The organism is Entomohabitans teleogrylli, assembly GCF_001484765.1.
Lineage (GTDB): Bacteria > Pseudomonadota > Gammaproteobacteria > Enterobacterales > Enterobacteriaceae > Entomohabitans > Entomohabitans teleogrylli.
The window spans coordinates 31,073-53,482 of the sequence record NZ_KQ947378.1; the positions used below are offsets into that span (position 1 = coordinate 31,073).

Below are 22,410 nucleotides of genomic sequence, written 5' to 3' on the forward strand. Positions count from 1 at the left end.
GATTATAAGGAGTTTAGGATGAAAGTTGCAGTCCTCGGCGCTGCTGGCGGTATTGGCCAGGCGCTTGCCCTACTATTAAAAACCCAGCTGCCTTCAGGTTCAGAACTCTCTCTCTACGATATCGCCCCTGTGACTCCCGGGGTGGCTGTCGATCTGAGCCATATTCCCACGGATGTGAAAATCAAAGGCTTTTCTGGCGAGGATGCAACCCCGGCGCTGGAAGGCGCTGATGTGGTTCTGATTTCTGCCGGCGTGGCCCGTAAGCCCGGCATGGACCGTTCCGATCTGTTTAATGTTAACGCCGGTATTGTTAAAAACCTGGTGCAGCAGATTGCCAAAACCTGCCCGAAAGCCTGCATTGGTATTATCACCAACCCGGTAAACACCACGGTAGCTATTGCGGCGGAAGTGCTCAAGAAAGCCGGTGTCTATGACAAAAACCGCCTGTTTGGCGTAACCACGCTGGATATCATTCGCTCTAATACTTTTGTTGCGGAGCTGAAAGGTAAGCAGCCGACGGCTATTGAAGTGCCAGTTATCGGCGGCCACTCCGGGGTTACTATCCTGCCTTTACTGTCGCAGATCCCGGGTGTCAGTTTCACCGATCAGGAAATCGCCGATCTGACCACACGTATCCAGAATGCGGGTACCGAGGTGGTGGAGGCGAAAGCCGGCGGCGGATCCGCGACGCTCTCAATGGGCCAGGCCGCAGCGCGCTTTGGTCTGTCGCTGATTCGCGCCATGAGCGGCGAGCAGGGTGTGGTGGAATGCGCCTATGTGGAAGGCGACGGTCAGTATGCCCGTTTCTTCTCTCAGCCGCTGCTGCTGGGTAAAAACGGCGTCGAAGAGCGTAAAGCGATTGGCAACCTGAGCGCATTTGAGCAAAAAGCGCTGGAAGGGATGCTGGATACGCTGAAGAAAGACATCGCCCTGGGCGAGGACTTTGTGAATCGTTGATTCACATCAGCAAGTCTGCCAGGTATAACCGGAACTCAGGTTCCGGTTTTTTATTGTCGCAAAATCCCGGCTGCGGCATCGCCGCGCGCCGCTCAGGGGGTTTAGCGCGTGGTGGGCATCAGCAGGATTGAGTAGGGTAAAGGAGGCTCTGCCTCCTTTACGATGTTAGCTGGTTGAAGGGTATTCCTGAATAGTGACCTGGAGAGTAATGCGCTGGTCATCGCGCATGATTTCAACCGGAATCACCGACCCTGGCCGAATTTCAGCGACCTGATCCATGGTTTCCAGCGCTGATATCGCCGGCTTATTGTTAACCGAAATGATCACATCGTTCACCTGGATACCGGCGCGCGCTGCCGGGCCGTCTGGCGCCACTTCGTTAACAATAATACCCTGCAACTGATCGAGACTGTTGCCCGGCCCATGCATTGGCATCACTTCGCGGCCGCCGATGCCGATATAACCGCGAATAACCCGCCCGTCGCGAATCAACTTATCCATAATCTTGGTAGCCAGTTGGGTCGGGATGGCGAAACCAATGCCTTCCGGCGTTTCGCCGTCATTACTCTTATCGAACGAGAGTGTATTGATGCCCATCAGTTCACCCAGCGAATTCACCAGCGCGCCCCCGGAGTTACCGTGGTTAATTGAGGCGTCGGTTTGCAGGAAGTTCTGCCGGCCGGAGGGGTTAAGGCCGATACGCCCGGTGGCGCTGATAATCCCCTGAGTAATGGTCTGCCCGAGGTTGTACGGGTTACCAATAGCCAGAACCACATCGCCCACATGCGGGGTACGTTTCGGGTTAATCGGGATCACCGGCAGGCTGGTGGCGTTGATTTTCAGTACCGCGAGGTCGGTCAGGCTGTCGGAGCCGACCAGTAGCGCTTCGAACACCCGGCCATCCTGCAGGGCGACGATGATCTGGTCCGCGTCGTTGATAACATGTTTATTGGTGATAATGTAACCGCGTTCATCCATGATAACGCCAGATCCCAGGGTGCGGATCTCCAGTTGATTACGGGTGGCATTGTTCAGGCTCCGGTTATAGACGTACACAACGGCGGGCGCCGCACGACGCACCGCCGGGTTGTAGCTCGCCGGGGTATCGTCAGCGCTGTCGTATTTTGGCGCAGAAAGCGGCCTGGTTACCCGCAGCGACGGCACCAGCGTCAGCAGCAGGCCTGCCACAATCAGACCAATTATTACCGGGCGTAAAAACTTAAGAGTCATGGATTAAGGCTAGTCAAACGGGAATCGCACGCAGCATAGCACGAGTTATACGGACATCCCATGCTGGATGCCCGTATCCGAAGGGATTTTTAGCGCAACAGCAAGTAGATACTGTCATTGCCACGCACTATCCGCAGCGCGATGATCTGAGGCTTACTTTCCAGCGCCTTGCGCATTTCGGCGATAGTACGGATCCTGTCGCGGTTAATGCCGATAATGATATCGCCTTTTTTGAGCCCCGCCTGGGCGGCCGGGCTATCTTTTTCCACCTCGTCGACTGCGATACCTTTGGCGCCGTCTTTTAACTGGCTGTCGCTCAGCGTCGCGCCGCTCAGGGCCGGCGTAATTTGTTCGGCGCTGGCCGAAGAAGCGGTGCTTTTATCCAGCGTCACATCGACTTCCAGCGGTTTGCCTTCGCGCAGTAGACCGAGTTTGACCGTTGTTCCCGGTTCGGTGGTGGCGATTTTGGCACGCAGTTCGGCGAAGCTGGCCAGCGGTTTACCGTTGAGGCTGACGATAACGTCGCCGGGTTTTATGCCCGCTTTTGCCGAACCCGACTGGGGCAACACTTCATTAATAAACGCCCCGCGCTGCGCGCTGAGGTTAAAAGCTTTGGCCAGCTCAGCGGTCATTTCGGTACCTCTGATCCCCAGCAGCCCGCGTTTAATTTCGCCGAACTGAATTAACTGATTCGCCAGGATGCGGGCCATATTGCTGGGGATAGCGAAGCCGATACCAATACTGCCGCCGCCGGGAGCCAGAATTGCGGTATTAATACCGATCAACTCGCCATTCAGGTTGAGCAGTGCGCCGCCGGAGTTACCGCGGTTAATTGAGGCATCGGTCTGGATAAAGTTTTCCAGCCCCTCAAGGTTGAGCCCGCTGCGCCCCAGGGCGGAGATGATCCCGGAAGTCGCCGTCTGCCCGAGGCCGAAGGGGTTGCCTACTGCAACCGTAAAATCGCCGACCCGTAGTTTATCGGAATCAGCAATAGCTATCTGGGTGAGGCGCTGGGGGTTTTGGATCTGTAACAGGGCAATGTCGCTTTGAACGTCCCCGCCGATAAGTTTGGCGTCAAACTCCCGGCCATCATTGAGCTGAACGCTGATTTTCTGGGCCTGGTTGATAACATGGTTGTTGGTCAACACATAGCCCTTCGCCGCATCAATGATCACACCGGACCCCAGGCTCTCAAAAGGCTGAGGGGACTGGCCCGGTAAATCTTCGCCATAAAACTTTTTCAGTTCCTCGGGAATATACTGGCTGCGGGAGGCGGTGCCTTCAACCTGAATACTGACTACCGCCGGTAGCACTTTGTCCAGCATCGGCGCAAGACTGGGCAGCGCTGACTGCCCCGGGAGTTGGGTCGGTAGCGCGGCCATGACGGAAACCGGCGTGGAAAGAGATAACCCGAGACTTAACGTTAACGCACTTAATAGCAGGTTCTTTTTGTTCATTGACGCGCACTCTCGCAACCGAATAAGGAAAGGGGCTAAAAACGTTTTGATAGTATTGAATTCCCCGAAGCGTCACAACGACGTTTTAGCGGGATCGTACTCTATTAAGCATAGTGCCTGGCGGGAGAGATGACGGAGCGGGACGACGCTCCGTCGGCAGAAGAGATTAGTCGACTTTGCTGCGATCGGTACGCAGCAGGCCGGAAGCGCCTTCAGAGTAGTCTCGCGGCATCTGTATCGGTGCCTGATCGTTACCGGCTTCGGATTCTCCGAGGCGATTTCGGAACGGGTTGGCTTCCGCGTTCATCTCCGGCAGCAGGCTGCTGGAGCTTTTTGCCATGTGCTGATATAGCTGGCGATAGTCGTGGGCCATGTTGTCCAGCAATTCCGCACTGCGGGCGAAGTGACCAACCAACTCTTCACGATACTGTTCAAGTTCGGCTTTATTTTTCTCCAGCTCAAACTGCAGGGCCTGCTGCTGGCGCAGTTTCCGGTTGCCAAAACGCATAGCGACGGCGCCAATAATAATGCCGACCACTAACCCAATTAGCGCATATTCCCAGGTCATGAACTTCTCCCGTTGTCTTGTGAGTCCGTAGGGGTGACTGCGAGGCGTGCGTTTATTATTTCCATGCCTACGCGCGATACCAGCACTATAACCGTTAATGCTGCAGAAGTGGAATCCTGAGGCGCTATCGCTTAGTGTAGAACGGCACTTTTTTCGACAACCGTGACCCCCGGCAAACGGGGGCCGAGGAATAAAAATAACACCATGCAAAGCCTTTCTCCGACATCGCGATACCAGTTGGCCCTTGATGAGGGCAGCTACCAGCCTGACGATATTCAGCGGGAAGCCGTAAACCGGCTGGATACTATCTTCCAGGAACTGACGGCGCAAAAGCCGCCATCCGCCGCGGCGGGAGGTGGACTGACGTCAACTATCGGGAAGTGGTTTGGTAAGCGAGCTGCGCCGGAGACGCGACGCCCGGTTCGCGGATTGTACATGTGGGGCGGGGTCGGACGAGGCAAAACCTGGCTGATGGATCTGTTTTACCAGAGTCTGCCCGGGGATCGTAAGCTGCGCCTGCACTTTCACCGCTTTATGCTGCGAGTCCATGAGGAGTTGACGGCGCGGCAGGGGCTTGCCGATCCGCTGGAAAAAATCGCCGATGATTTTAAAGACCAGACCGATGTGCTGTGCTTTGACGAATTCTTCGTTTCCGATATTACCGACGCTATGCTGTTGGGCGGGCTAATGAAGGCGCTGTTCGCCAGGGGCATCACTCTGGTGGCAACCTCGAATATCCCGCCGGACGAACTGTACCGCAATGGTTTGCAGCGCGCGCGCTTTCTCCCGGCGATTGAAGCGATTAAACAACACTGCGACATTATGAACGTTGATGCCGGTATTGATTACCGTCTGCGTACGTTGACGCAGGCGCACCTGTGGATAGCGCCGCTGAATGCCGAAAGTTCGCAGCAAATGGCTCGTCTTTGGCAGGGACTGGCGGGTAGCCCGCAGGGCGAGGCGGCGGTTCTGGAAATTAACCACCGCCCACTGGCGATACTGGGGGCTGCCAACCAGACGCTGGCGGTGGCGTTTTCCACACTGTGCGTCGACGCCCGTAGCCAGCATGATTACATCGCGTTGTCACGGCTGTTTCATACGGTGTTCCTGTACCACGTTCCGGTGATGGATACGCGTATGGAAAATGAGGCCCGGCGCTTTATCGCCCTGGTGGACGAATTCTATGAGCGACGGGTGAAGCTGGTCGTCTCGGCAGCGGCGCCGCTGTATGAGATTTATCAGGGAGAGCGGCTGAAGTTTGAATTCCAGCGCTGTTTGTCGCGTCTACAGGAGATGCAGAGCGAAGAGTATTTGAAACAGCCGCATATGCCCTGAGAGCGGGAAAGTGAGGCAAAGACATCTGGCCGTGGCGGATAAATGCGATTTTGCCGCGCCAGCGATGTTTTCCCCGACGACGGTCCGGTGGAAAAAACCGGGTCAAATCACACAAAGGGGTCGATCTTTGGTGGTGACTTCTCTATAATCCTGCGACCCCACGTTACAACAAAGTTTTTTTCCCGAAACTTTAGAGTGCCGGTGGAAACTATCCGAGGGGGTAGGTTTACTGGACAATGTCGTGTGAACCTCAACTGATTGAAAGCGTTTGGGCGTTCACCAACGTGTAACTATTTATTGGGTAAGCTTTTAATGAAAACTTTTACAGCTAAACCAGAAACCGTAAAACGCGACTGGTATGTTGTTGACGCGACCGGTAAAACTCTGGGCCGTCTGGCTACTGAACTGGCTCGTCGCCTGCGCGGTAAGCACAAAGCGGAATACACTCCGCACGTTGATACCGGTGATTACATCATCGTTCTGAACGCAGAAAAAGTTGCTGTAACCGGCAACAAGCGTGAAGACAAAATGTACTACCACCACACCGGCCACATCGGTGGTATCAAAGAAGCGACCTTTGAAGAGATGATTGCCCGCCGTCCTGAGCGTGTGATTGAAATCGCGGTTAAAGGCATGCTGCCGAAGGGCCCGCTGGGTCGTGCTATGTACCGTAAACTGAAAGTTTACGCGGGCAACGAGCACAACCACGCGGCACAGCAACCGCAAGTTCTGGACATTTAATCGGGATTACAGGCAATGGCTGAAAATCAATACTACGGCACTGGTCGCCGCAAAAGTTCCGCCGCTCGCGTATTTATCAAACCGGGCAACGGTAAAATCACTATCAACCAGCGTACTCTGGAACAGTACTTTGGCCGCGAAACTGCCCGTATGGTAGTTCGCCAGCCTCTGGAACTGGTCGACATGGTTGAAAAACTGGATCTGTACATCACCGTTAAAGGTGGTGGTATCTCCGGTCAGGCTGGTGCTATCCGTCACGGTATCACCCGCGCTCTGATGGAGTACGATGAGTCTCTGCGCTCCGAACTGCGTAAAGCTGGCTTCGTCACCCGTGACGCGCGTCAGGTTGAACGTAAAAAAGTGGGTCTGCGCAAAGCACGTCGTCGTCCGCAGTACTCCAAGCGTTAATGGCTTTCTGCTACGGCAGAGCGATTGGCGAAAAAACCCGGCCTGGCGCCGGGTTTTTTTATACCAGAAATTTAAAATGTTCATTGTAACCTGATGAATACAAACTCTTTCTGGCGAAATCAAGAATCACTCCACCACATCAGCGCTAAAATCTGGTAAACTATCAGCCAATTTTGTGCCCGGATGCTGGCGTTTGTTCAGATTTCGTCCACTGTTGGGCGGCGTGCAGGCAATTGCAGCCAGGGGCTCATGAGTCAAACCAGCCACGGGTGTGGCTGGTCGAAGTAATATACTGAATATACCTGGAGGTTTTCATGGCTGTCGCTGCCAACAAACGTTCGGTAATGACGCTGTTTTCTGGTCCTACTGATATTTATAGCCATCAGGTGCGCATTGTGCTGGCGGAAAAGGGTGTCAGCTTTGAGATAGAGCATGTGGAAACAGATAACCTACCTCAGGATCTGATTGACCTCAACCCCAGCCAGAGCGTACCCACTCTGGTGGATCGGGAGCTGACCCTGTGGGAATCGCGCATCATTATGGAATATCTGGATGAGCGCTTTCCGCATCCGCCGCTGATGCCGGTTTACCCGGTTGCCCGCGGCGAGAGTCGTCTGTACATGCATCGTATCGAAAAAGACTGGTATTCGCTGATGCAGGTCATCATCAACGGCAGCGCCCAGGAAGCCGATGCGGCGCGTAAACAGTTGCGTGAAGAGCTGTTGGCCATTGCGCCGGTATTTACTCAGAAACCTTATTTCCTGAGCGATGAATTTAGCCTGGTGGACTGCTATCTTGCACCGCTGTTGTGGCGTTTGCCTCAGTTGGGTATCGAGCTCAGCGGCGCCGGCGCCAAAGAGCTGAAAGGCTATATGACTCGCGTGTTTGAGCGTGACTCCTTCCTTGCCTCTTTAACCGAAGCAGAGCGTGAAATGCGTCTGCAGGGGCGGGGCTGATCCGGATGGAGATGTCGCAACTGTCTCCGCGTCGCCCCTATTTGCTGCGCGCCTTCTACGACTGGCTGCTGGATAACCAATTAACGCCGCATCTGGTGGTGGATGTGACGTTGCCTGGCGTTCAGGTGCCGATGGAGTACGCGCGCGACGGGCAGATTGTGCTGAACATTGCGCCGCGCGCAGTGGGCAATCTGGAGCTGGCGAATGACGAAGTGCGCTTTAATGCGCGCTTTGGCGGCGTACCGCGGCAGGTATCGGTACCGTTGGCGGCAGTGCTGGCTATTTATGCCCGGGAGAATGGGGCTGGCACCATGTTTGAGCCGGAAGCGGCGTATGACGAGATGGCGCTGGAATCCGCGGATGAGGATACCGGACTGGCGCCGGATGATGAACCCGTGATGTCGGTTATTGATGGCGATCGCCCGGATCGCGATGATGACGGTTCGGATGATGAACCTCCGCCGCCGCGTGGGGGCCGTCCGGCATTGCGGGTCGTGAAATAAGTATCGTTTTTCAATCTTAGAAAAGCCCAAAAATCACAGTTTTTTGGGCTTTTTTATTGCCATTCTCCGGTCACCCCTCAGGAGGTGGCGATGGTTATTTAAAGATAAATCAGACTGATTGTTGCCTGCCCGTTCAACTGAATGGTATTCCCGGAAGAGAGATCGCTGGCGATGGTGGCCGATACCTTTAAGGGCACCGTTGCTGTGGTTATCGGCTGCACAGTTGTGGTGTTTTTATGGGTAAAAGTAGAGTAATACGCCATATCGGAAGGCAGTGCGGCAAGTGTGGCAATCGACCGACGCTGAACCTACCGTGCTGACAGCAACAGGATTGCTGCCATCCTGAGCCTGAATATTATCGTTATGACCGGCACAATTCTGTGGTATCGGTAGTGGATTCATTTGAAATTCAGGTTCAACCGTCACTGTCGCCCGGCTTGCTGTTTACTCTCCGGCGTAGGTAAACGCTGACCCAGCGTCAGATGTTGATGTGTAATGCTGAAAGGTAAATAAGAAACAGGGCCGGGTTTTCTGCGCGTTAAGCGGTAAAAAAACCGGCCCAGGCTAACGTTATACTTCCAGGTAATTCAGAATACCATCCGCCGCTTTACGGCCTTCGGCAATCGCTGTAACCACCAGATCGGAACCCCGTACCGCGTCGCCGCCGGCGAAGATTTTCGGATTACTGGTCTGGAAAGCGTTATCGCTACCTTCCGGGGCGATAATACGTCCCTGGCCGTCGAGCTCCACGCTGTGCTGTTCCAGCCACGACATGCTGTGGGGACGGAAGCCAAACGCCATCACCACTGCGTCGGCGGGCAACACATGCTCAGAGCCGGCGATGATTTCGGCGCGACGGCGGCCTTTGGCGTCCGGCGCGCCCATCTCAGTACGCACCAGCTTCACGCCGCACACCCGACCATTGGCGTTGATTTCCACTCCCAGCGGCTGCACGTTGAACTGAAATTCCACCCCTTCTTCGCGGGCGTTTTTCACTTCACGTTTTGAGCCGGGCATGTTTTCTTCATCGCGGCGATAGGCGCAGGTAACGTGGGTAGCTCCCTGGCGTATTGATGTGCGTACACAGTCCATCGCCGTGTCACCGCCCCCCAGCACCACGACGCGCTTACCTTCCATACTGGTGTACGGTTCATCGCTGGTTTCGCCAAATCCCATAATGTGTCGGGTATTGGCGATCAGGAACGGTAGCGCGTCATAAACGCCCGGCGCATCTTCGTTTTCCAGTCCGCCGCGCATTGACTGATAAGTCCCCACGCCGAGGAACACCGCGTCATAGTCGCTCAGCAGATCGTCGAACGCGACATCGCGGCCCACTTCGATATTGAGCTGGAACTCAATGCCCATACCGGTAAAGATTTCACGACGACGAGTCATGACGCTCTTTTCCAGCTTAAAGGCCGGGATACCGAAGGTCAGCAGACCGCCGATTTCCGGATGGCGATCGTAGACCACCGCTTTCACGCCATTGCGGGTCAGTACATCGGCGCAGGCCAGTCCGGCCGGACCGGCGCCAATGATGGCGACGCGTTTCCCGGTCTGCTTAATGCCTGACATATCCGGCCGCCAGCCCATTTCGAAGGCTTTATCGTTGATATAGCGCTCGATATTGCCGATGGTGACCGCCCCGAACTCATCGTTCAGGGTACAGGAGCCTTCGCACAGGCGATCCTGAGGGCAGACGCGGCCACACACTTCCGGCAGTGTGTTGGTCTGGTGCGAAAGCTCCGCCGCTTCGAAAATACGTCCTTCGTTGGCCAGCTTCAGCCAGTTGGGGATGTAGTTGTGTACCGGACACTTCCACTCACAGTAAGGGTTACCGCAGGACAGGCAGCGGTCTGCCTGGGCCTGGGCCTGGTTTTCTGAGAATGGTTCGTAGATCTCGATAAACTCAATCTTGCGGATCTTGAGCGGCTTCTTCGGCGGATCAACGCGCTGCAGGTCGATAAATTGATAAACATTCTGGCTCATAGCAACAACCCCTTACTGCGCCTGCACCCGCAGCTCGGCTGCGGAACGACTGCGGTGACCTAATAGTGCCTTAACATCACTGGACTTCGGCTTCACCAGTGCAAATTTTGCTGAGAACGCCGGCCAGTGGGCCAGGATCTCTTCACCGCGCTGGGAACCGGTATTTTGTACGTGTTCAGTGATAAGCCCGCGTAGATGTTCTTCATGGATAGCCAGGCTGTCGACATCAAGCACTTCCACCAGTTCCGGATTGACGCGTTTGCGGAATTCGCCGTCCTCATCAAGGACATAGGCGAAGCCGCCGGTCATGCCGGCGCCGAAGTTAACGCCGGTTTTACCGAGAATACAGACGATACCACCGGTCATGTATTCGCAGCCGTTATCACCAATGCCTTCCACCACGGTAATTGCCCCGGAATTACGAACCGCGAAACGCTCGCCGGCACGTCCTGCGGCATACAGACGACCGCCGGTGGCGCCGTACAGGCAAGTGTTGCCGATAATGCTGGCTTCATGGCTGCGGAACGAAGAGCCTACCGGAGGACGGACGGCGATCAGGCCGCCGGCCATCCCTTTACCGACATAGTCGTTGGCATCGCCGGTCAGGTATAGCTCCACGCCCCCGGCGTTCCATACCCCGAAGCTCTGCCCGGCGGTACCGTTAAAATGCGCTTTAATCGGATCCGCCGCCAGCCCCTGGTCGCCATGGTTCCGGGCGATATAGCCGGACAGCGCGGCGCCGACGGAGCGGTCGGTATTGCGGATGTCGAACCAGAACGTTTTGCTCTGCTTCTCGTCGACAAAAGGCTTCGCCTGGCTGAGCAACTGGGCGTTGAGGATACCGTTGTCGAACGGCGGGTTGTTCTCTGTACAGTACAGCGCTTTACCTGGGTGCGGCTGGGCGGTTTCCAGCAGACGGTGCAGTTCCAGTTTCTGCTGTTTGGCGCTGAAGCCCTCCAGCACGCTGAGCAGATCGGTGCGGCCAATCAGATCCACCAGGCGGGTGACACCCAGTAGCGCCATCAGCTCGCGGGTTTCGCGGGCGATAAACTCAAAGTAGTTGGTCACTTTGAACGGCAGACCGCGATAATGGTTTTTACGCAGTTTCTCATCCTGGGTCGCTACGCCGGTAGCGCAGTTGTTCAGGTGGCAGATGCGCAGATACTTACAGCCCAGCGCCACCATCGGTCCGGTGCCAAAGCCGAAACTTTCCGCCCCAAGTATCGCCGCTTTGATGATATCGACGCCGGTTTTCAGGCCGCCGTCCACCTGCAGGCGAATTTTGTGACGCAGGCCGTTAGCCACCAGCGCCTGCTGGGTTTCCACCAGCCCGAGCTCCCAGGGACAGCCGGCATATTTTACCGAGGTCAGCGGACTGGCCCCGGTACCGCCGTCATAACCGGCAATAGTTATCAGATCCGCGTAAGCTTTGGCCACCCCGGTGGCGATAGTACCGACCCCAGGTTCCGATACCAGTTTCACGGAGATCATCGCCTGCGGGTTAACCTGCTTGAGGTCGAAAATCAGCTGCGCCAGATCTTCAATCGAGTAGATATCGTGGTGCGGCGGCGGTGAAATCAGCGTCACCCCCGGCACTGAATAGCGCAGTTTGGCGATGTACGGCGTCACTTTATCGCCCGGTAACTGACCGCCTTCTCCCGGTTTCGCCCCCTGGGCGACTTTAATCTGGATCACATCCGCATTGACCAGGTACGCCGGCGTTACGCCAAAGCGTCCGGAGGCTACTTGCTTAATGCGCGAGACTTTACCGGTACCGTAGCGGACCGGATCTTCCCCGCCTTCGCCGGAGTTGGAATAACCGCCGAGACTGTTCATCGCCTCAGCCAGCGACTCGTGGGCTTCCGGGCTCAGGGCGCCGATGGACATTGCCGCGGTGTCGAAACGCTTGTACAGCTCAGTCGCCGGCTCTACGGCGCTGACGTCGATGGCTTCTCCCTGCGGCGTGATGGACAGCATATCGCGCAGCGTCGCCACCGGGCGTTCGTTCACCAGCTTCGCATATTCCTGATAATCGCTGTACTCGCCGCTCTCGACCGCTTTTTGCAGCGTGCGCACCACATCCGGGTTGTAGGCGTGGTATTCGCCGCCGTGAACGTATTTCAGCAAACCGCCCTGGGAGAGGGGTTTGCGGGCCAGCCAGGCGCGCTTCGACAGGTTCAACAGATCCTGCTGGAAATCGCTGAAGCTGGCGCCGCCGATACGGCTGATCGCCCCCTGGAAGCACAGTTCGGATACGTCGCGATGCAGGCCGACCGCTTCAAACAGCTTGGAGCAACGGTAAGAAGCAATCGTCGAGATGCCCATTTTGGACATGATCTTGTACAGGCCTTTGTTGATACCGTTACGGTAGTTTTGCATCACAGTACGGTAGCTTTTCTCAATGGCGCGGGTATCCACCAGTCTGGCCAGCGTTTCATAGGCCAGGTACGGGTAGATAGCCGTTGCGCCAAAGCCGAGCAGTACCGCGAAGTGGTGCGGATCCCGGGCGCTGGCGGTTTCGACAATAATGTTCGCGTCGCAGCGTAAGCTCTGTTCCACCAGACGCGTCTGGATCGCGCCGACGGCCATGGGCGCTGGTACCGGCAGACGATCTTTGGCGATATTACGGTCCGACAGCACCAGTAGCACGGTACCATTGCGCACCATCCGTTCGGCTTCGTCGCACAGCGCCTGGACGGTCTCTTCCAGCGAGGTTTGGGTCGCGTCAAAGGTGATGTCGAGGGTATCGGCGCGGTAGTAATCTTCTTTCAGCGTAGTGAGCTGAGTGAAATCCGAGTACAGCAGAATCGGCGATTTAAAGCTCAGACGATGCGCCTGGCCTTCAGCTTCGCAGAAGACGTTCATTTCGCGGCCGATACTGGTGGCCAGCGACATCACGTGGGCTTCGCGCAGCGGATCGATAGGCGGGTTGGTCACCTGGGCGAACTGCTGACGAAAGTAGTCATAGATAATGCGCGGCTGGCTGGAGAGCACGGCGAACGGGGTATCATCGCCCATTGAGCCGGTGGCCTCCTGACCGTTTTCACCGAGAACCCGCAGCACCTGATCCAGCTCTTCATTACTGTAGTTAAACTGCTTCTGATAGCTGGCGAGCAGGTCATCGTCCATTTCGCGAGTACCGACCTGATCGTCGGGGAGATCTTCAAACGGCACCAGGCGGCGGACGTTTTTCTCCATCCACTCTTTGTACGGATGGCGACTTTTCAGATCGTCATCGGTTTCCGCCGAGTGCAGGATACGTCCGGCACGGGTGTCGATCACCATCAGTTCGCCAGGGCCGACGCGGCCTTTTTCGACGACTTCATCCGGCTGGTAGTCCCAGATCCCCACTTCGGAAGCGCAGGTGATCAGCTTGTCTTTGGTGATCACATAGCGCGCCGGGCGCAGGCCGTTACGATCCAGGTTACAGGCGGCGAAACGCCCGTCGGACATGACGATCCCCGCCGGGCCGTCCCAGGGCTCCATATGCATGGAGTTAAAGTCGAAGAAGGCGCGCAGTTCCGGATCCATATCCGGGTTGTTCTGCCATGCCGGCGGCACCAGCAGGCGCACGGCGCGGACGATATCCATCCCGCCTGCCAGCAACAGTTCCAGCATGTTATCCATCGAACTGGAGTCGGAGCCGGTTTCGTTGACGAACGGCGCGGCGTCGTGCAAATCCGGGATCAGCGGGGTCTGGAATTTATAAGTACGGGCTCGTGCCCACTGGCGGTTACCGGTAATCGTGTTGATTTCGCCGTTATGTGCCAGGTAGCGGAACGGCTGGGCCAGCGGCCAGCGCGGGACTGTGTTAGTCGAAAAACGCTGGTGGAACAGGCAGATGGACGATTCCAGACGTAAATCCGCGAGGTCGAGGTAGAAGCGCGGCAGATCCGCCGGCATACACAGACCTTTATAGATGTTGACCAGATTCGACAGGCTGCAGACATAGAAGTCTTTATCGTCCTGGATACGCTTTTCTATGCGCCGACGGGCGATGAACAGACGTCGTTCCATATCACGGGGGCGCCAGCCTGCCGGGGCGTTAACAAAAATTTGCTCGATACGCGGCAGAGAGGAGAGGGCGATTTCACCTAACACATCCGGGTTGGTGGGGACTTCACGCCAGCCGACAATGGACAGTGTTTCCCGGAGCAGCTCTTCTTCAACAATTTTTCGGCTGGCGCTGGCCAGGGCTTCATCCTGGTTAAGAAATAGCATACCGACGGCGTAATTTTTCGCTAACCGCCAGTCGCGCTCTTGCGCCACAATACGGAAGAAACGATCCGGTTTTTGTAATAACAGGCCACAACCGTCGCCGGTTTTACCGTCGGCGAGGATCGCGCCGCGGTGCTGCATGCGGGCCAGTGCGTGAATGGCGGTACGCACTACCTTGTGGCTAGGTTCGCCTTCTATGTGGGCGATCAGGCCGAAACCACAGTTATCCCTCTCAAGGGATTTATCGTACAACATATCAGTGAACCTCCCCAGGCTCTTGCGGATCCCCCCGATACCGATTGCGCAGGGGCGTCAAAAAGCGTAGCGACCAGATGGCGCTTCAGTACGCGCCTCGCAGTCGCCCTCTTCATCCTTTGCATCGGCTGTCACAAGTATTGAGGACTTGCTTAATAAGAGGGAATCTCAATTACTGCATAAATATGATGGGCAGAACACCCATCCAGAAAGCTTCCAGCGGATTCCCAACTTATCGGGAATCCGCATCCAGGTCAAATGGCTTCCTTATTTGTTATTTTTGTCGGGATTTTTTTATAATTTATTGAATGTTAATGTTTTTGTTGTTTTGTGTGACCAGTGGAATAAGATTAAGCCGGGTGGCAGGCTGTGATCTGTCTCACTATATGAAAGCGGCGCGATCGCCATTGCATGCTAACAATAAGAAAACTTCCAGCATGATATGCTGGTGATTATTTTAACTCCGATTAATATGCCTGTTTTGTACCGTGGACAATATTTTTTAAATAATCCTCTGTGTCATAAGAAAAAATCATTAATTTTTCTTTGAATGAAATATCATTTATTTCGCATGAATATGCAATGGATGTGCTTCATCCGGCGATTGATCCAGGTCATCGCCAGCACGAATAAAAAATGGCAGGCTGGGCCCCTTTTTACGGGCCGGCCCATCAGATTATGCAGTTACAGAAATTAGTCAATATGTTTGGCGGTGATTTAGCGCGCCGCTATGGGCAAAAAGTCCATAAGCTGAGCCTGCATGGCGGGTTTAGCTGCCCGAACCGCGATGGCACGATCGGGCGCGGCGGCTGCACATTCTGTCATGTCGCCTCTTTTGCCGATGAATCTTCGCAGCACCATTCCATTGCCCGGCAACTGGCCAGCCAGGCCGAACGTGTTAACCGCGCCAGCCGTTATCTGGCCTATTTCCAGGCCTACACCAGCACCTGGGCGGAAGTTCAGGTGCTGCGTTCCATGTATCAGCAGGCTATCGAACTGACCAGCGTCGTCGGACTGTGCGTAGGTACCCGTCCGGACTGCGTGCCGGACAGTGTGCTGGATTTGCTCAACGGCTATCGGGAAGCCGGTTATGAAGTCTGGCTGGAGCTGGGTCTGCAGAGCGCTCATGACAAAACGCTGCGCCGTATCAATCGCGGACATGATTTCGCCTGTTATCAGCAGACCGCGCGCCGGGCCCGGGAGCGCGGGCTGAAAGTGTGCAGTCACCTGATTGTCGGACTGCCTGGCGAAACGGCGCAGCATAATCTGAATACCCTTGACCGGGTAGTGGAGACTGGCGTCGACGGTATCAAGCTGCATCCGCTGCATATCGTTCAGGGTAGCATTATGGCCAAAGCCTGGCAGGCGGGCAGGATCGGCGCCATTGAACTGGATGAATACGCGATGACGGCCGGCGAGATGATTCGCCATACGCCGCTGGAGATAGTTTATCACCGGGTTTCCGCCAGCGCGCGACGGCCAACCCTGCTGGCGCCGCTGTGGTGTGAAAATCGCTGGACCGGGATGGTGGAAATTTCACGTTACCTGACTTTGCACGGCGGGCAGGGGTCGGCGCTGTAACCCGTTTCGGCAGCAGGCCAGGGCGGCGGCTGTTTGTTAACGGATGGCAAATTGGTGGATGGTTAGTTAACAGAATATTTGTGCGGTATATCGTGATGTTGCGCTTTAGTTAAGCAGGATCTCTGCCCCCGGGAGTGGTAATGTAGCGGTTAGTTTACTCCTGTGATTCCATGGGCATACTTCATCCGGGATTTTTTTCATGAAGCAAATACGTTTACTGGCGCAGTATTACGTGGATTTGATGATGAAGCTGGGGCTGGTTCGCTTCTCATTGCTGCTGGCACTGGCGCTGATGATCCTCGCCATGGTGGTGCAGATGGCGGTAACGATGCTGCTGCGTGGCGAAGTGGAAAGTATCGACGCGATCCGCTCTATCTTCTTTGGCCTGGTGATTACCCCGTGGGCGGTCTATTTCCTTTCGGTGGTGGTGGAACAGCTTGAAGAGTCCCGCCAGCGCCTTTCCCGGCTGGTGGAAAAGCTTGAAGAGATGCGCGAGCGGGATTTGATGCTCAATGTGCAACTGAAAGACAATATTGCCCAGTTGAACCAGCAAATCGCCGAGCGTGAAAAGGCAGAAGCCGAACGCCATACCATGCTCGAACAACTGCAGGTTGAGATGCAGGAGCGCGAACAAACGCAGATTCAACTGGAACAGCAGTCCTCTTTCCTGCGTTCTTTTCTTGATGCTTCGCCGGATCTGGTCTTTTATCGCAATGAAGAGCAGGCGTTTTCCGGCTGCAACCGGGCGGTGGAACTGCTGACCGGGAAAAGTGAAAAGCAGCTTATCGGCCTGAAACCTAAAGATGTCTATACGGCGGAAGCGGCGGAAAAAGTGATTGAAACCGATGAAAAAGTGTTCCGCCACAATGTGTCGCTGACTTACGAGCAATGGCTGGACTATCCGGACGGTCGTAAAGCCTGTTTTGAGATCCGCAAAGTGCCCTACTATGACCGGGTGGGCAAGCGCCACGGTCTGATGGGTTTTGGCCGTGATATTACTGAACGTAAGCGTTATCAGGATGCCCTGGAGCGCGCCAGCCGTGACAAGACCACCTTTATTTCCACCATCAGCCATGAATTGCGTACCCCGCTCAACGGCATTGTCGGCCTGAGCCGCATCCTGCTGGATACCGATTTAACGCCCGAGCAGGAGAAGTATCTTAAAACTATCCACGTCTCCGCCGTCACGCTGGGTAATATCTTCAACGATATTATCGACATGGACAAAATGGAGCGCCGCAAAGTCCAACTGGATAATCAGCCGATCGACTTTACCGGTTTCCTGTCCGATCTGGAGAATTTATCTGGTCTGCAGGCCCAGCAAAAGGGGCTGCGCTTTATCATGGAGCCGACGCCGCCGATTCCTCATCAGGTGGTTACCGATGGTACCCGGCTACGGCAAATCCTCTGGAACCTGATTAGCAACGCCGTCAAATTTACCCAGCAGGGGCAGGTCACGCTGCGGGTACGTTATGAAGATGGCGATATGCTGCGTTTTGAAGTGCAGGATTCCGGGATCGGTATCCCCCAGGAAGAGCAGGATAAAATTTTCGCCATGTATTACCAGGTGAAAGACAGTCAGGGCGGGAAACCGGCTACCGGTACCGGCATTGGCCTGGCGGTGTCGCGCCGGCTGGCGAAAAACATGGGCGGCGACATTGTCGTCAGCAGCACGCCGGGGCAGGGTTCGCTGTTTGTACTGACGGTCCATGCGCCGCGGGTGGCGGAAGAAGTGGATGATACTCTGCCGGCGGATGAGATGCCGCTGCCGGCCTTGCATGTGTTGCTGGTGGAAGATATTGAGCTCAACGTGATTGTCGCCCGTTCGGTGCTGGAAAAGCTCGGCAGTAGCGTGGAAGTGGCGATGACCGGTAAAGAAGCGCTGGAGAAGTTCCAGCCCGGGGAATTTGACCTGGCGTTGCTGGATATCCAGTTGCCGGATATGACCGGTCTGGATATCGCCAGAGAACTGCGTCAGCGCTACCAGAGCGATGAGCTGCCGCCGCTGGTGGCCCTGACGGCGAATGTCCTGAAAGATAAGCGTGAGTACCTGGATGCCGGTATGGATGATGTGCTCAGTAAACCGCTGGCGGTGCCGGCGCTGACGGCAATGATCAAAAAATACTGGGATGCCCCGGAAGAAGAGGAGAACACCATGACCACTGAGAAACATACTGATAATGCCGATGAGGCGTTACTCGATCTGGCCATGCTGGAGCAATATATCGAGCTGGTCGGGCCGAAACTGATTACTGACGGCCTGGCGGTGTTCGAGAAAATGATGCCGGGATATTTGAGTATTCTGGAATCGAATCTGACGGCGCGCGATCAGAAAGGGATTGTCGAAGAGGGTCATAAGATCAAAGGAGCGGCCGGTTCCGTCGGGCTGCGCCATCTCCAGCAGGTGGCGCAACAGATACAGTCTCCCGATTTACCGGCGTGGTGGGATAACGTTGGCGATTGGGTGGAAGAGCTGAAGCAAGAGTGGCAAAACGATGTCGCCAGGCTGAAAACGTGGGTAGAAGCGCAAGGCAAAAAATGACCCCGGTGGAACCGGGGTGCGCGAATACTGCGCCAACACCAGGGAAACATTAGCGCCGCTGTTAGTCATTAGCTGTTCTGGGTACAGCGCCGCGTGATATCGATGGGTTGCAGACCCATAAGATAGCAAATCTTAAATGATTTGTTACATGGATCAGTAAAATGTGTGAAGCGTAGCGCCCAAATCGGCGATTTCAGGTGATTTACAGCAAAGAATGTTAAGGAGCACGTATGAAAAAGATCGGCGTCATTTTTAGTGGCTGTGGCGTCTATGATGGCACTGAAATTCATGAAGCGGTGCTGACGTTGTTGGCTATCGCCCGTCATGGCGCGCAGGCCGTCTGTTTTGCTCCCGATAAACCGCAGCTTGATGTCATTAACCATCTGACCGGCGAGCCGATGGTGGAAAACCGTAATGTTTTGATTGAAGCGGCGCGAATTGTCCGCGGCGATATTCGCCCGCTCTCTCAGGCCCGGGCGGAAGAGCTGGATGCCGTGATTGTGCCCGGCGGCTTCGGCGCGGCGAAAAACCTCAGTAATTTCGCCAGCCAGGGCAGCGCCTGCGTGGCGGATGAGTCTTTAAAACAGCTGGTGCAGGCCTGCCATGCGGCAGGTAAACCGCTGGGATTTATGTGTATCGCGCCGGCAATGCTGCCTAAGTTGCTGGAGCAACCGCTGCGCCTGACCATCGGCACCGACGTGGATACCGCGGAGGTGATTGAAGAGATGGGTGGCGAGCATATCCCCTGTCCGGTGGATGACATTGTGGTGGATGAAGAGCAAAAGGTGGTCAGTACGCCGGCGTATATGCTGGCTAAAAGCATTGATGAAGCGGCGCTGGGGATAGAAAAACTGGTGGCTCGGGTACTGGATTTGACGGCGTGATGCCAGGTATCGGGCGGCGCATCAGGCGCGTACTGTGGCGCCTGGCGCTGGGCATTATCGGTTTGTGGGTCGCCGGTATTGTGATGTTCAGTTTTTTACCGGTCCCTTTTTCCGCCGTCATGATCGAACGTCAGCTCAGCGCCTGGTTTTCCGGGGATTTCCGCTATGTCGCCCATTCTGACTGGGTGGGGATGGATGATATCTCGCCGTGGATGCCGCTGGCGGTGATCGCCGCGGAAGATCAAAAGTTTCCGGAGCACTGGGGCTTTGACGTTTCGGCGATCCAACAGGCGATTAGTTACAACGAGCGCGGCGACGGGCGGGTGCGCGGCGCATCGACCATTTCCCAGCAGACCGCGAAAAACCTGTTCTTATGGGATGGGCGCAGTTGGCTGCGCAAAGGGCTGGAAGCCGGCGTCACGCTGAGTATGGAAACGGTGTGGAGTAAACGGCGCATTCTGACGGTCTATCTTAATATCGCCGAATTTGGCGACGGGGTGTTCGGCGTAGAAGCGGCGGCCCGCCGTTATTTCCACAAGCCCGCCAGCCATCTCACTCAATCGGAGGCGGCGCTGCTGGCGGCGGTATTACCCAATCCAATTCGTTTTAAAGCCGACGCGCCTTCTGGCTACGTCAGAAACCGCCAACAGTGGGTTTTACGGCAAATGCGCCAGTTGGGCGGGGAGTCTTTTCTGGCGCAGCACGGGCTGAGGTAATCAGTCCTCGTCAAAGCCAGCGTTGAACAGGGCGATGACGGCGTCCAGCGCCTCTCTTTCCTGAGGTCCGTTAGCTTCTATTTCGATATGCCCCCCTTTTGCCGAATCCAGCATCAGCAGCGCGATCACGCTGCTGGCTTCGGCTTCGGTGCCCGTTTCGTTACGCAGTAGCACTTCAGCATCATAACTTTGCACCAGCTCAAAGAGTTTCATCGCCGGGCGGGCATGCATGCCCAGCTTATTGGTGATCTCTACGACTTGCCTGACGGTCATGTTTTACGCTTTTCCAGAGTACGGTGACGTGATTGCACATTCTTACCGCGCGAGCGGAAGTAATCTGCCAACTGTTCGGCGATATAAACCGAACGATGCTTACCCCCGGTACAACCGATAGCCACCGTAAGATAGCTGCGATTGTTGGTTTCCAGCATCGGTAACCATAGCTCAAGATAGCTGCGTGTCTGGTAAATAAAATTGTGAACTTCTGTGTGTCTGTCGAGGAAGGCGGCAACCGGCTTGTCGAGACCGGTCATCGGGCGCAGTTTGGGATCCCAGTGGGGGTTAGGCAAAAAGCGCACATCGAAAACGTAATCGGCGTCGATGGGGATGCCATGTTTGAAGCCAAATGATTCGAACACCATCGTCAGTTCGCGCTCGCGTTTACCCAACAGACGGGTACGCAGCATTTCCGCCAGTTCGTGCACCGACATTTCTGAGGTATCGATGATCAGATCGGCTCTGGAGCGCAGCGGTTCCAGGAGATCGTTTTCTTCATCGATGGCGCTTTCCAGCGAAAGATTCTTGCTGGATAACGGATGCAGGCGGCGCGTATCGCTATAGCGGCGGATCAACGTATTGCGATCGGCGTCGAGGAACAGCAATTGCGGCGAGAAACCATCCGGCAACTGCTGCATGGCCTTTTCGAACACTTCCGGCGATTCCGGCATGTTGCGGACATCAATACTGACTGCCGCCGAAATCTGGCGCTCGGCAAGCGTTTTGGCCAGCTCGGGCAGCAGAACGACCGGCAGGTTATCTACGCAGTAGAATCCCATATCTTCCAGCGCGCGCAGCGCGACGGATTTCCCTGAGCCAGAACGACCGCTGACAATCATCAGCACCATGAACAGTTTCTCCCCCACGTAGCGGCCGGCAAATCGCTCCTCAACCGGGCCGGAATATTGCTGTTATTCTTCTTCACTTTGCTGAACGCTGGTTTCGGTAATAATCTGGTACAGCTCTTCATCGCTGGCCGCGGCTCGCAGGCGGCGACAGGTGGTTTTGTCCGCCAGACGCTTTGCCACCAGAGAAAGGGTGTGCAGATGCGTTTTTGTCTGGTCGGCGGGCACCAGAAGGGCGAACAGTAAATCGACCGGTTGATTATCAATCGCGTCAAAAGCAACCGGCGTTTCCAGTTGAATGAATACCCCCACGGCGCGTAGCGTGTCTTCCTCAAGCTTACCGTGAGGAATGGCGATACCGTTACCAATACCGGTACTGCCCATCCTTTCCCGGGTAAGAACGGCTTCAAATACCACCTGCGGCGGCAGGCCGAGCTGCCTGGCGGCCAGTTCGCTGATGATTTCCAGAGCGCGTTTTTTGCTCTGACAGTGTACCCGGCTGCGGGTACATTCCTGGTTCAGTACATTGCTCAACTGGAGAGCGGAATCATTATTCGTCATAGTTTCACCTAAGCATTTTTGCGCTTGCGGCCTGCCGTCGGCAGACAACAGGCCGCTGACGCAGCAATAAACGCCCGGACCATTTAATGTTGTTTCAGTTTGTCTTTATGTTTAGTTAACTGTCGCGCCAGTTTATCGATCAGCCCGTCAATGGCCGCATACATATCCTGCCCCTCAGAGCTGGCATGCAGTTCCCCGCCGTTCACATGCAGGGTCGCATCAGCAATCTGGGTGACTTTCTCCACTTTCAACACAATGTAGACCTGATTGATCCGTTCAAAATACTGCTCCAGTTTGGCAAACTTCGTGTTCACAAAATCGCGTAGCGGTTCGGTGATTTCGACGTTATGTCCTGTAATGTTGAGCTGCATAGTGTCTTCCTTATCGG

At 55.5% G+C, this 22,410-nt stretch carries 19 protein-coding genes; 10 read left to right on the forward strand and 9 right to left on the reverse strand.

From position 1 onward, the window contains the following. Positions 1-18 precede the first annotated feature (18 nt). On the forward strand, positions 19-957 hold the full coding sequence (gene mdh / locus AQ981_RS05705) for a malate dehydrogenase (protein ID WP_058910799.1): 939 nt from the start codon (positions 19-21) through the stop codon (positions 955-957). A gap of 165 nt (positions 958-1,122) precedes the next feature. Here the strand turns inward: mdh and degS are convergent, their stop codons facing one another. The 3 genes from degS to zapG form a co-directional block, all read right to left on the reverse strand. Then, positions 1,123-2,187, reverse strand: a complete 1,065-nt coding sequence (degS, locus tag AQ981_RS05710; protein ID WP_058910800.1) for an outer membrane-stress sensor serine endopeptidase DegS — start codon at positions 2,185-2,187, stop codon at positions 1,123-1,125. Positions 2,188-2,276: 89 nt separating this feature from the next. Further along, positions 2,277-3,644, reverse strand: coding sequence for a serine endoprotease DegQ (gene degQ, locus AQ981_RS05715; RefSeq protein WP_058910801.1), 1,368 nt, complete (start codon positions 3,642-3,644; stop codon positions 2,277-2,279). A 166-nt stretch (positions 3,645-3,810) separates the two neighbouring features. Then, on the reverse strand, positions 3,811-4,212 hold the full coding sequence (zapG, locus tag AQ981_RS05720) for a Z-ring associated protein ZapG (RefSeq protein ID WP_058910802.1): 402 nt from the start codon (positions 4,210-4,212) through the stop codon (positions 3,811-3,813). A 204-nt stretch (positions 4,213-4,416) separates the two neighbouring features. On the opposite strand from zapG, the gene zapE reads away from it, so the two are divergent. From zapE to sspB, 5 genes are all read left to right on the forward strand, one after another. Beyond that, positions 4,417-5,547 (forward strand): cell division protein ZapE, encoded by a 1,131-nt coding sequence (gene zapE, locus AQ981_RS05725; protein WP_058910803.1) that lies wholly within the window; start codon positions 4,417-4,419, stop codon positions 5,545-5,547. Between the two features lie 312 nt (positions 5,548-5,859). Continuing rightward, entirely contained in the window at positions 5,860-6,288 is a 429-nt protein-coding gene (gene rplM / locus AQ981_RS05730) for a 50S ribosomal protein L13 (protein WP_002918559.1), read from the forward strand. A 15-nt stretch (positions 6,289-6,303) separates the two neighbouring features. Next, complete coding sequence (gene rpsI / locus AQ981_RS05735; RefSeq protein WP_058910804.1) at positions 6,304-6,696, forward strand: 30S ribosomal protein S9; 393 nt, start codon at positions 6,304-6,306, stop codon at positions 6,694-6,696. Positions 6,697-7,010: 314 nt separating this feature from the next. After that, positions 7,011-7,652: a stringent starvation protein SspA gene (gene sspA / locus AQ981_RS05740; RefSeq protein WP_058910805.1), complete on the forward strand. Its 642-nt coding sequence runs from the start codon at positions 7,011-7,013 to the stop codon at positions 7,650-7,652. A gap of 5 nt (positions 7,653-7,657) precedes the next feature. Then, a complete protein-coding gene (sspB, locus tag AQ981_RS05745) occupies positions 7,658-8,155 on the forward strand; it encodes a ClpXP protease specificity-enhancing factor (protein ID WP_058910806.1) in 498 nt (165 codons plus the stop codon). Between the two features lie 570 nt (positions 8,156-8,725). Here the strand turns inward: sspB and AQ981_RS05750 are convergent. Both AQ981_RS05750 and gltB read right to left on the reverse strand, forming a co-directional pair. Further along, positions 8,726-10,144 carry a glutamate synthase small subunit gene (locus tag AQ981_RS05750; RefSeq protein WP_058910807.1) on the reverse strand — a complete coding sequence of 473 codons (1,419 nt, stop codon included), beginning with the start codon at positions 10,142-10,144 and terminating at the stop codon, positions 8,726-8,728. A 12-nt stretch (positions 10,145-10,156) separates the two neighbouring features. Next, positions 10,157-14,617 (reverse strand): glutamate synthase large subunit, encoded by a 4,461-nt coding sequence (gene gltB, locus AQ981_RS05755; protein WP_058910808.1) that lies wholly within the window; start codon positions 14,615-14,617, stop codon positions 10,157-10,159. Between the two features lie 678 nt (positions 14,618-15,295). Between gltB and mnmL the strand changes: the two genes are divergently transcribed. The 4 genes from mnmL (at position 15,296) to mtgA (ending at position 20,340) form a co-directional block, all read left to right on the forward strand. After that, a complete protein-coding gene (gene mnmL / locus AQ981_RS05765) occupies positions 15,296-16,198 on the forward strand; it encodes a tRNA modification radical SAM protein MnmL/YtqA (RefSeq protein ID WP_154675911.1) in 903 nt (300 codons plus the stop codon). Positions 16,199-16,397: 199 nt separating this feature from the next. Beyond that, positions 16,398-18,740 (forward strand): aerobic respiration two-component sensor histidine kinase ArcB, encoded by a 2,343-nt coding sequence (gene arcB / locus AQ981_RS05770; protein WP_058910811.1) that lies wholly within the window; start codon positions 16,398-16,400, stop codon positions 18,738-18,740. A gap of 230 nt (positions 18,741-18,970) precedes the next feature. Continuing rightward, on the forward strand, positions 18,971-19,624 hold the full coding sequence (elbB, locus tag AQ981_RS05775) for an isoprenoid biosynthesis glyoxalase ElbB (RefSeq protein WP_058910812.1): 654 nt from the start codon (positions 18,971-18,973) through the stop codon (positions 19,622-19,624). Continuing rightward, entirely contained in the window at positions 19,624-20,340 is a 717-nt protein-coding gene (gene mtgA / locus AQ981_RS05780) for a monofunctional biosynthetic peptidoglycan transglycosylase (RefSeq protein WP_058910813.1), read from the forward strand. Before elbB ends, mtgA begins: the two co-directional genes overlap by 1 nt. Here mtgA and npr read toward each other — a convergent pair whose 3' ends face one another. The 4 genes from npr to hpf all read right to left on the reverse strand — a co-directional run bounded on the left by npr (position 20,341) and on the right by hpf (position 22,393). Then, entirely contained in the window at positions 20,341-20,613 is a 273-nt protein-coding gene (npr, locus tag AQ981_RS05785) for a PTS phosphocarrier protein NPr (protein ID WP_058910814.1), read from the reverse strand. Further along, on the reverse strand, positions 20,610-21,464 hold the full coding sequence (gene rapZ / locus AQ981_RS05790; protein WP_058911078.1) for an RNase adapter RapZ: 855 nt from the start codon (positions 21,462-21,464) through the stop codon (positions 20,610-20,612). Before rapZ ends, npr begins: the two co-directional genes overlap by 4 nt. Before the next feature lie 63 nt (positions 21,465-21,527). Beyond that, positions 21,528-22,022 carry a PTS IIA-like nitrogen regulatory protein PtsN gene (gene ptsN / locus AQ981_RS05795; protein ID WP_058910815.1) on the reverse strand — a complete coding sequence of 165 codons (495 nt, stop codon included), beginning with the start codon at positions 22,020-22,022 and terminating at the stop codon, positions 21,528-21,530. Positions 22,023-22,105: 83 nt separating this feature from the next. Then, the gene (hpf, locus tag AQ981_RS05800; RefSeq protein ID WP_058910816.1) at positions 22,106-22,393 is read right to left on the reverse strand and encodes a ribosome hibernation promoting factor; all 288 of its coding nucleotides are present in this window, start codon (positions 22,391-22,393) and stop codon (positions 22,106-22,108) included. Positions 22,394-22,410 lie beyond the last annotated feature (17 nt).